The sequence below is a fragment of the Shewanella sp. 38A_GOM-205m genome, assembly GCF_000518445.1.
Taxonomy (GTDB): Bacteria; Pseudomonadota; Gammaproteobacteria; order Enterobacterales; family Shewanellaceae; genus Shewanella; species Shewanella algae.
Map to the genome: position 1 here is coordinate 20,808 of NZ_KI912439.1, position 9,489 is coordinate 30,296.

Here is a 9,489-nt window from a genome sequence, read left to right on the forward strand (position 1 = left end):
GCATTGCGCCCCTTCTTTCTTGTATTTACAAGCCACAGCGATAGCTGGAGTAGCGGACTTAGTTTGCCAACGCCTTGAGTTTATAGATTAGGTCCAGCGCCTCTCTTGGGCTGAGTTCATCCGGGTTCAGCCTGCCAAGCAGAAGTTCAAGCTCAGATGGCGGCGTTTCCAGTTGCAGTGTGGCCTGCGCCGGGACATTGGAGTCTTGACCGTGATCGCGACTTTCAAGTTGTTGCAGTTTCAATTTTGCGGCCTTGATCACTGAGGCCGGAACACCGGCCAGTGAAGCAACCTGCAAACCATAGCTCTTGCTGGCGGCCCCCTCCTGCACTGCGTGCATAAAGACTATGCTGTCGCCATGCTCCATGGCATCCAGATGTACATTGGCAACTTGGGGCATCAATTCTGCCAACTGAGTCAGCTCGAAGTAATGGGTGGCAAACAGTGTCATGGCGCCGAGTCGCTGAGCCAGATACTCTGCCGCCGACCAGGCAAGTGACAAGCCGTCATAGGTGGAGGTGCCGCGGCCAATCTCATCCATCAGCACCAGACTCTCTGCGGTCGCATTGTGGAGAATATTGGCCGTTTCTGTCATTTCCACCATAAAGGTGGAGCGGCCCGAGGCCAGATCGTCCGAGGCGCCGATACGGGTGAAGATCCTGTCAACAGGCCCCAGAATCGCCTTATCTGCCGGCACAAAGCTGCCGATATGCGCCATCAGGGTGATCAGTGCCACCTGACGCATGTAAGTGGACTTACCGCCCATATTGGGGCCTGTGACCACCAACATTTTACGCTCAGGGCTAAGAGTTACCGGGTTGGCGATAAAGGGAGCCTGGCTGACTCGCTCAACTACTGGGTGACGCCCGGCTTCAATATGTATGCCCGGCTTATCGCTCAACTCAGGTTGGTTGTAGTTGAGGCTGTCGGCCCGCTCGGCAAAGTTGCTCAGTACATCCAACTCGGCCGCCGCCATGGCAAAGGCCTGCAACTCGCTGAGCTTGGGTAGCAGGAGATCGAACAGCTCGTCCCAAAGCTGTTTTTCCAGTGCCAGCGCCTTGCCCTGACTGGAGAGTACTTTCTCTTCATACTCTTTCAGCTCGGGGATGATATAGCGCTCGGTGTTTTTCAATGTCTGGCGTCTCTGGTAGCTCAGAGGCACCAGTGCCGACTGGCCGCGGGAAACTTCGATATAGTAGCCGTGTACCCGGTTGAAACCGACTTTCAGGGTGGCTATTCCCGTTTGCTCTTTTTCCCTGACTTCCAACTGTTGCAGATAGTCACTGGCGCCTTCACTGAGGCGGCGCCATTCATCCAGTTCGGCATGATAACCATCGCGGATCACGCCGCCATCACGAATGAGTACCGGTGGGTTGTCGACAATGGCCCGCTCCAGCAGAGCGAGTTCTTCAGGGAATTCACTGAGCTGGCGTTTCAAACGGCCAAGCTCGGGGCTTTGCGTGTTTGCCAATAGTTGCTGCAGTTGCGGCAACAGTGCCAGCGCTTGCCGCAGACGGGCAAAGTCTCTCGGGCGGGCGCTTCTCAGAGCCAGGCGCGCCATGATCCGCTCCACATCACCGAGTGCCTTGAGGTCATCATGCAACGGCTCGAACAGACCGCTGGCAATCAACTCCGCCACAGCGGTTTGCCGCAGGCCTATCTGTTGATGATCTCTGAGTGGCTGATGGATCCAGCGCTGCAACATCCTGCTGCCCATGGGGGTCGCGGTTGCATCCAGCACCGAAGCCAAAGTATTGTCCCGGCCACCGGCAAGGTTCACTGTCAGTTCCAGATTCCGCCGGGTGGCGGCATCCAACACTATGCTGTCGCTCTGGTTAAAGCGGGTAATGGCATTGATATGGGGCAGGGCGGTGCGCTGGGTATCTTTCACATACTGCATCAGGCAGCCGGCGGCCTGCAGTGACAGCCTGGCGTCTGTTATGCCAAAACCACGCAGATCTTTGGTGCCAAACTGATCCAGCAACAATCGCATGCTGGTATCCAAGTCAAACTCCCACTCGGGACGACGGCGTTTGCCCTTGATGCCGGCAATCAGGCTTTGTTGGGAAAAGTCTTCGCTGTAGAGCAGCTCGGCAGGTTTGGTGCGTTGCAGCTCGGCCTCCAATGATTCAAGGGTGGCCAGCTCGGCAATCACAAAACGGCCGGAGGCCACATCCAAGGTGGCGTAACCAAAGCCGTTCTTGCCTTCGTAGACGGCGGCCAGTAGGTTATCCTGACGTTCTTGCAGCAGCGCTTCATCGGTGAGGGTTCCGGGAGTCACTATGCGCACGACTTTGCGCTCGACCGGCCCTTTGGACGTGGCCGGGTCACCAATCTGCTCACAGATGGCAACCGACTCACCGAGCTGCACCAGCTTGGCGAGATAACCTTCCACCGCATGATAGGGAATACCCGCCATAGGAATAGGATCGCCGCCACTCTTGCCCCTGGCCGTCAGTGAAATACCCAAGAGCTCGGAGGCCTTTTTGGCATCATCGTAAAACAGCTCGTAAAAGTCCCCCATGCGATAAAACAGCAGCATTTCGGCATGCTGCGCCTTCATCGACAGATACTGGCGCATCATCGGGGTGTGTTTTTCCAAATCCGGGTTATCCATAGGCGTGATCACTGCATTCATGGGAGCTTTCAGATGTTTCCTTGACTGTTTTTCCAAGAGCGGTTGCCCTTTCGACAATGGCGCCAATAGTATCAGTTATTCATCACTGAACCAGTCGTGGGCGGGTAAATTTTATGCTTTCGGTCACAAGTGATTGATCCGCAAGCGGCCTTTAAATAAATTATCACCAGTACTTGATACTGTATGATTGTACAGTATACTAGGTGGCAGATTGGTATTGACGCCAAAGCTCTTAAAAGGAGCGGCAACATAGATTTCAGGCGGCGCATTGCGCCGCAATCAAGAGGGAACAGGAATGAAAATAGATCCAAACAAAGAGAAGGCGCTGAACGCAGTTCTGGGACAGATAGAGAAGCAGTTCGGTAAAGGTTCTATCATGAAGCTGGGTGAAGACAGAACCATGGATGTCGAAACCATCTCTACCGGTTCGCTTTCTCTGGACGTGGCTCTGGGGGCCGGTGGTCTGCCAATGGGCCGTATCGTTGAGATCTATGGTCCTGAATCTTCTGGTAAAACAACCCTGACACTGGAAGTGATTGCCGCGGCGCAGCGTGAAGGCAAAGTGTGTGCCTTTATCGATGCCGAACACGCACTGGATCCTATCTACGCCAAGAAGCTGGGCGTGGATATCGATAACCTCCTGTGTTCTCAGCCAGATACAGGTGAACAGGCGCTGGAAATCTGTGATGCGCTGACTCGCAGTGGCGCCGTCGATGTCATCATTGTTGACTCAGTGGCGGCGCTGACGCCCAAGGCTGAAATCGAAGGTGAAATCGGTGATTCCCACATGGGTCTGGCGGCTCGTATGATGAGCCAGGCAATGCGTAAGCTGGCCGGTAACCTCAAGCAGTCCAACACTCTGCTTATCTTCATCAACCAGATCCGGATGAAGATTGGGGTCATGTTCGGTAACCCTGAAACCACCACTGGTGGTAACGCCCTTAAGTTCTACGCTTCCGTTCGTCTCGATATCCGCCGTACAGGTGCTATCAAAGAGGGTGACGAGGTTGTTGGTAACGAAACTCGGGTTAAAGTGGTTAAGAACAAGATTGCCGCCCCCTTCAAACAAGCCGATTTCCAAATTCTCTATGGTCAGGGGATCAACCGTACCGGTGAGTTGGTTGACCTGGGCGTAGCCCACAAGCTGGTGGAAAAATCCGGCGCCTGGTACAGCTACAAAGGTGACAAGATAGGTCAAGGCCGCGCCAATGCCGGTAAGTTCCTCAAGGAAAATCCTGAAGTGGCTGCCGAAATCGAAGCGGCACTGCGCGCCAAACTGCTCAGCAAAGCAGAAGCGGCACCTGCCAGCGCCGAGACAGGTGAAGGCAATGTCGATCTGGAAACCGGAGAAGTCTTCTGAGCCAGTCGGTAATGGATGTTGCGGTCGTGCTATTGGCGCGCCGCGACTATGGCCGCGAGCAACTCAAGAGCCGCTTGCTGGACAAGGGCTTTGAGTCGCCCGAAGTTGAACAGACTTTGGATGGTCTGGAAGCCAAAGGTTTTATCGATGATCAGCGTTTCGCTGCAGCCTTGCTGCGCAGCCATATTGCCAAGGCCCACGGCCCGGGGAAAGTGCGTCAAGCACTGATGCAAAAGGGCTTAAATAAACAATGTATTGAGCAGGTTTTGGATGCCAGTGATTGTGACTGGTTTGCCTTGGCCCGCACGCGCGCGCTGAAAAAATTCGGCGATAGTCCCGCAGATGATATGAAAGAAAAAGCTCGTCGAATTCGTCACTTGATGGGGCAGGGCTTTAGTTATGATCAAGTGGCATACGCCCTTGAATATGACCCTTACGACTGACTTTTCCCTCTATCACAATTGCCCCTTCCACAACTAAGCGCCATTCCCAAAGCGTCCAAACCTGACCTTGTTTTATAAACGTCAGCATTCACTTCCCTTGGGGTGCAGTCGTTGTTTGCACGCCAAAGTAACACTCAGCTGTTAACACTCCGTTCTGGCGCTATTAGCTGACGTTCTCAGTCCCGTGAAAACTTGCCATAGCCTTCAAGGCTCCATCCCCTGAGTGATTCCGCGCCTATGGCAAATGGTATGTGCTGACTCAGGTTATTGGGTTTCGGCTTATGCCGCTAACGCTCTCTGTACCTTGGCTGTATCAGGCGTCATACCCTGCGCAATCTAATTGGTATTCTGGCGCTGCATGCTTATAATGCTTGGCAAAAGAGCGCTTGAGTGGCCGGGCGATGCACGCCTTTAGACCACTTTTTATACATTATTCAGGCTTAAGCAACTCAGGACGATTTATGTACCAAACCACAGCAGCACTCAGAAGTGCTTTCCTGGAGTTTTTCCGCAAGAATGGCCATCAGGTAGTCGACAGCAGTTCACTGGTGCCAGGCAATGACCCCACTTTGTTGTTCACTAACGCCGGGATGAACCAGTTTAAAGACGTATTCCTCGGTATGGACAAGCGCAGCTACAGCCGCGCTACCACTTCGCAGCGTTGTGTTCGCGCCGGTGGTAAACATAACGACCTGGACAACGTGGGTTATACGGCCCGTCACCACACCTTCTTTGAGATGCTGGGTAACTTCAGCTTCGGTGATTACTTCAAAGAAGATGCCATTCGCTTTGCCTGGACCTTCTTGACTGAAGAGCTCAAGCTGCCCAAGGAACGTCTGTGCGTTACCGTTTATCAATCTGACGATGAAGCCTTTGATATCTGGAATAAGCAGATAGGGGTTCCCGCCGAGGACATTATCCGTATCGGCGACAACAAGGGCGCACCTTATGCTTCAGATAACTTCTGGCAGATGGGCGATACAGGCCCTTGTGGTCCTTGTACTGAAATCTTCTATGACCACGGTGCTCACATTCCTGGTGGCCGCCCAGGTACACCGGAAGAGGATGGTGACAGATTCATTGAGATCTGGAACATAGTCTTCATGCAGTACAACCGTCAGGCCGATGGCGTGATGGAGCCTCTGCCCAAGCCTTCAGTCGATACAGGTATGGGTATAGAGCGTATTGCCGCCATTATGCAAGGCGTGCATTCCAACTATGAAATTGACGTGTTCCGCACTCTGATTGCCAAGACGGCCGAGATCATCGGCGTGACAGATCTGGAAAACAAATCCCTGCGGGTTATTGCCGACCACATTCGCTCTTGCGCCTTCTTGATTGCCGATGGTGTGATGCCGTCCAATGAAGGCCGGGGTTATGTACTGCGGCGTATCATCCGCCGCGCCGTGCGTCACGGTAACAAACTGGGCGCCACAGATACCTTCTTCTACAAGCTGGTACCTACACTTATTGACGTGATGGGCGATGCTGCCAAGGGCCTTAAGGCGACTCAGAGCATAGTGGAAAAGGCGCTGAAAGCCGAAGAGGAACAGTTTGCCCGTACACTTGAGCGTGGTCTGGGGATTCTGGATGCAGCTCTGTCTGAGCTTAAAGGCGATACCTTGGATGGTGAAACCGTATTCAAGCTCTACGATACCTATGGTTTCCCTATGGATTTGACCGCCGATGTTTGCCGCGAGCGTAATATCAAGGTCGATGAAGATGGTTTTGATGCGGCGATGGCCGAGCAGCGCAGCCGGGCTCAGGCCGCCGGTCAGTTTGGTGCCGATTACAACGCCGGGCTGAAGATTGATGCCGACAGTGAGTTCTGCGGTTACAGTGAACTCAGCGGCAATGGCAAGGTTATCGGCATCTATGTCGATGGTCAGGCGGTCGACACTCTGGATGCCGGTCAGCAAGCGGTTATTGTGCTGGACAAGACTCCATTTTATGGCGAGTCGGGCGGCCAGGTAGGCGATAAGGGGCAACTGACAGCCGAAGGTTTGCTGTTTGAGGTGAGCGACACCCAAAAGTATGCCCAAGCCACAGGTCATATCGGCCAACTGAGCCAAGGCAAACTGACTCTGGGTCAGGAGTTGCTTGCGCAAGTTGATAAGAAACTGCGCCATCGCACCCAACTGAACCACTCAGTGACTCATTTGCTGCACGCCGCGCTGCGTCAAGTATTGGGTGAGCATGTGACCCAGAAAGGTTCATTGGTGGAGCCCGAGCGTCTGCGTTTCGACTTCTCTCACTTTGAAGCGGTTAAGCCTGAAGAGCTCAAGGCGGTTGAGGAGATGGTCAATACCCAGATCCGTCGTAACCACGAGCTGAAAACGGCCGAGATGGACATAGAGCAAGCCAAAGCCAAAGGCGCCATGGCCTTGTTCGGTGAGAAATACGACGCCCAGGTTCGGGTTGTGACCATGGGAGACTTTTCTATTGAGCTTTGTGGTGGTACCCATGTGGGCCGCACCGGTGACATAGGTCTGTTCAAGATCACTTCCGAAGGCGGTATCGCCGCCGGTATTCGTCGTATTGAAGCAGTCACAGGTGCTGCTGCCATGGCCTTCGTCGCCGAGCAACAGCAAGAGTTGAGTGATGCTGCTAACTTGCTGAAAGCAGACAGTCATTCTGTGGTAGCCAAGCTTAAGGCGCAGTTGGAACGTAGCCGCCAACTGGAAAAAGAGATTGCTCAGCTCAAAGACAAACTGGCCGCCGCAGCCAGCGCCGATATGATTTCCGATGCGCAAGAGATTGCCGGAGTCAAGGTGTTGGTAAAACAGGTTGAAGGCATTGACCCTGGCTCTCTGCGTGGTCTGCAGGACGAGCTCAAGCAGAAGCTGCAATCTGGCATAGTGGTGCTGGGTCTGGCTCATGGCGACAAAGTAAACCTTATCGCCGGGGTGACTAAAGACTTGACCGCTAAGGTGAAGGCCGGTGAATTGGTGGCCATGGTGGCTGCGCAGGTGGGTGGCAAGGGCGGTGGCCGTCCCGATATGGCTCAGGCTGGAGGTAGTGAAGTTGCCAACTTGCCTCAGGCATTGGCATCGGTAACGCCTTGGCTGACTGAACGTCTGGCATAATTTCGCCACCAACGAGGTCTATGTGACACAAGAAGTACGTTCAGGCAGTAACGAGCGACTGTATGTCAAAAAGTTCGGCGGCACCTCGGTAGGCTCGATTGAGCGTATTGAAGTGATTGCCGAGCAGATTGCCAAAGCTCAATTGAGCGGCGAGCATCAGGTGTTGGTGCTCTCCGCCATGGCCGGTGAAACCAACCGTTTGTTTGCGCTGGCGGGGCAGATTGACCCCGATGCATCGGCGCGGGAGATGGATATGCTGGTCTCCACCGGCGAGCAGGTGAGTATTGCGCTGATGGCGATGGCGTTGGCAAAACGTGGCGTCAAGGCCAAGTCGCTCAATGCCGCCCAGGTGCAAATCCACACCAATAGCCAGTTTGGCCGTGCCAGTATCGAACGAGTTGATGTTCAGTATCTGCTGGAGTTGCTGGCCCAGGGGATTATCCCGATAGTAGCCGGCTTCCAGGGGCGGGATCAATTCGGGGAAGTGACCACTCTTGGGCGCGGAGGCTCTGATACCACGGCCGTGGCATTGGCTGCCGCACTCAAGGCGCAGGAATGTCAAATTTTTACCGATGTGGCCGGTGTCTATACCACAGATCCCAATATTGAACCGAGTGCACAAAAGCTCGATGCCATCAGTTTCGAAGAGATGCTGGAGATGGCTCGGTTGGGAGCCAAGGTGTTGCACCCGGATTCAGTCTCTTATGCCGAGCGCTTTCGGGTTCCCTTGCGGGTGCTTTCCAGCTTTGAACCTGGCAGTGGCACCCTGATCCGTTTCGATGCCTGTGAAGACAAGAGTAATCAAGTAGCGGGTATCGCTTGCAGTAAAGGGCAGGCGATGCTGAGTCTGAGTCGCACCGACGATTCACCGGACCCCTTTGCGGCAGTATTTTCACTGCTGGCCGAAAATGGTGTGGAAGTGGATCTGGTGACCAAGGCGGGTACAGATGACAGCGTCAGCTTTACCTTGGATGCCAGCAGGCTCCCTTGGGCGTTAAAGGCGCTCGATGAACCGGAACTTGGAACATCGTTTGGCCCATTGGTGTTTGAAAAAGCCCTGGCAAAGGTGTCTGTAATAGGTGCCGGCGTGCATCGCAGGGCCGAGGCAACCGCCAAGGTGTTTGATATCTTGGGGAATGAAGGAATTCATGTTAAGTTGATGGCAACATCAGAGATAAAGCTGTCAGTGGTAATAGATGAATCGGATTTACACAGGGCAGTTCGGGTGTTACATCACGCTTTTGAACTAAATAAGGTGTAATTAAACAACGGATTTAGTATTGAATACTATTAATTTGTACTAAGCTCACCTTATAATAATGGTTACGACGGATGAGCGCCGTGTGTAGAAGATATGGAAACTAGAGGAGCAATCGAATGCTGATTTTGACTCGTCGTGTTGGCGAAACACTGATGATTGGTGACGAGGTCACAGTGACAGTGCTGGGTGTGAAGGGGAATCAGGTACGTATAGGTGTGAATGCACCCAAAGAAGTTTCTGTGCACCGTGAAGAGATTTATCAGCGTATTCAGTCTGAGAAAACAGGAACACCTTCTGAAGGTGGTAACTTCTGAGGCGACATAAAGTGAACCTCCGTCAGGAATAGAAGAGTCAGTTTTTAAACTGGCTTTTTTATTTTCTGGCGCCGGAAAACCCTTGATAGCACAGGATTTGCGCGTTATTTAGGTCAGGTGATTAAAAACAGGACAAACGGAAAAGGTTTCGGAAAAAGGGTTTGACTTATTTTCTTCAAACAGTAATATGTGCGCCAAGAAAACGGAGAGGTGGCCGAGTGGCCGAAGGCGCTCCCCTGCTAAGGGAGTATGGGCTTTATCTCCCATCGAGGGTTCGAATCCCTCCTTCTCCGCCATTTCTTAACGTAAAATATGCGCATGTAGCTCAGCTGGATAGAGTACCTGGCTACGAACCAGGCGGTCGGAGGTTCGACTCCTTCCATGCGC

The 9,489-nt window shown here is 53.3% G+C and carries 6 protein-coding genes and 2 tRNA genes; 7 read left to right on the forward strand and 1 reads right to left on the reverse strand.

The features are described 5' to 3' along the window. Window positions 1–58: 58 nt before the first annotated feature. Complete coding sequence (gene mutS, locus N512_RS0120530; protein ID WP_371874331.1) at window positions 59–2,617, reverse strand: DNA mismatch repair protein MutS; 2,559 nt, start codon at window positions 2,615–2,617, stop codon at window positions 59–61. 316 nt (window positions 2,618–2,933) lie between these two features. Between mutS and recA the strand changes: the two genes are divergently transcribed. The 7 genes from recA (at window position 2,934) to N512_RS0120565 (ending at window position 9,489) form a co-directional block, all read left to right on the forward strand. Beyond that, complete coding sequence (gene recA, locus N512_RS0120535) at window positions 2,934–3,998, forward strand: recombinase RecA (protein WP_025011663.1); 1,065 nt, start codon at window positions 2,934–2,936, stop codon at window positions 3,996–3,998. A gap of 11 nt (window positions 3,999–4,009) precedes the next feature. Next, the gene (locus tag N512_RS0120540; protein WP_331280396.1) at window positions 4,010–4,441 is read left to right on the forward strand and encodes a regulatory protein RecX; all 432 of its coding nucleotides are present in this window, start codon (window positions 4,010–4,012) and stop codon (window positions 4,439–4,441) included. Window positions 4,442–4,902: 461 nt separating this feature from the next. Next, the gene (gene alaS, locus N512_RS0120545; RefSeq protein WP_028781522.1) at window positions 4,903–7,527 is read left to right on the forward strand and encodes an alanine--tRNA ligase; all 2,625 of its coding nucleotides are present in this window, start codon (window positions 4,903–4,905) and stop codon (window positions 7,525–7,527) included. Between the two features lie 22 nt (window positions 7,528–7,549). After that, window positions 7,550–8,788, forward strand: coding sequence for an aspartate kinase (locus tag N512_RS0120550; RefSeq protein ID WP_044734850.1), 1,239 nt, complete (start codon window positions 7,550–7,552; stop codon window positions 8,786–8,788). A 116-nt stretch (window positions 8,789–8,904) separates the two neighbouring features. Further along, the gene (gene csrA, locus N512_RS0120555; protein ID WP_025011666.1) at window positions 8,905–9,102 is read left to right on the forward strand and encodes a carbon storage regulator CsrA; all 198 of its coding nucleotides are present in this window, start codon (window positions 8,905–8,907) and stop codon (window positions 9,100–9,102) included. Between the two features lie 204 nt (window positions 9,103–9,306). Further along, window positions 9,307–9,398: transfer RNA gene (locus tag N512_RS0120560), tRNA-Ser, on the forward strand. 18 nt (window positions 9,399–9,416) lie between these two features. Further along, window positions 9,417–9,489 (forward strand) — tRNA-Arg (locus N512_RS0120565).

Excerpts from the sequence above, each read along its gene's own strand:
- mutS (WP_371874331.1), bottom strand. The coding sequence starts at position 2,617 with ATGGATAACCCGGATTTGGAAAAACACACCCCGATGATGCGCCAGTAT.
- alaS (WP_028781522.1), top strand. The coding sequence starts at position 4,903 with ATGTACCAAACCACAGCAGCACTCAGAAGTGCTTTCCTGGAGTTTTTC.
- N512_RS0120540 (WP_331280396.1), top strand. The coding sequence starts at position 4,010 with ATGGATGTTGCGGTCGTGCTATTGGCGCGCCGCGACTATGGCCGCGAG.
- csrA (WP_025011666.1), top strand. The coding sequence starts at position 8,905 with ATGCTGATTTTGACTCGTCGTGTTGGCGAAACACTGATGATTGGTGAC.
- recA (WP_025011663.1), top strand. The coding sequence starts at position 2,934 with ATGAAAATAGATCCAAACAAAGAGAAGGCGCTGAACGCAGTTCTGGGA.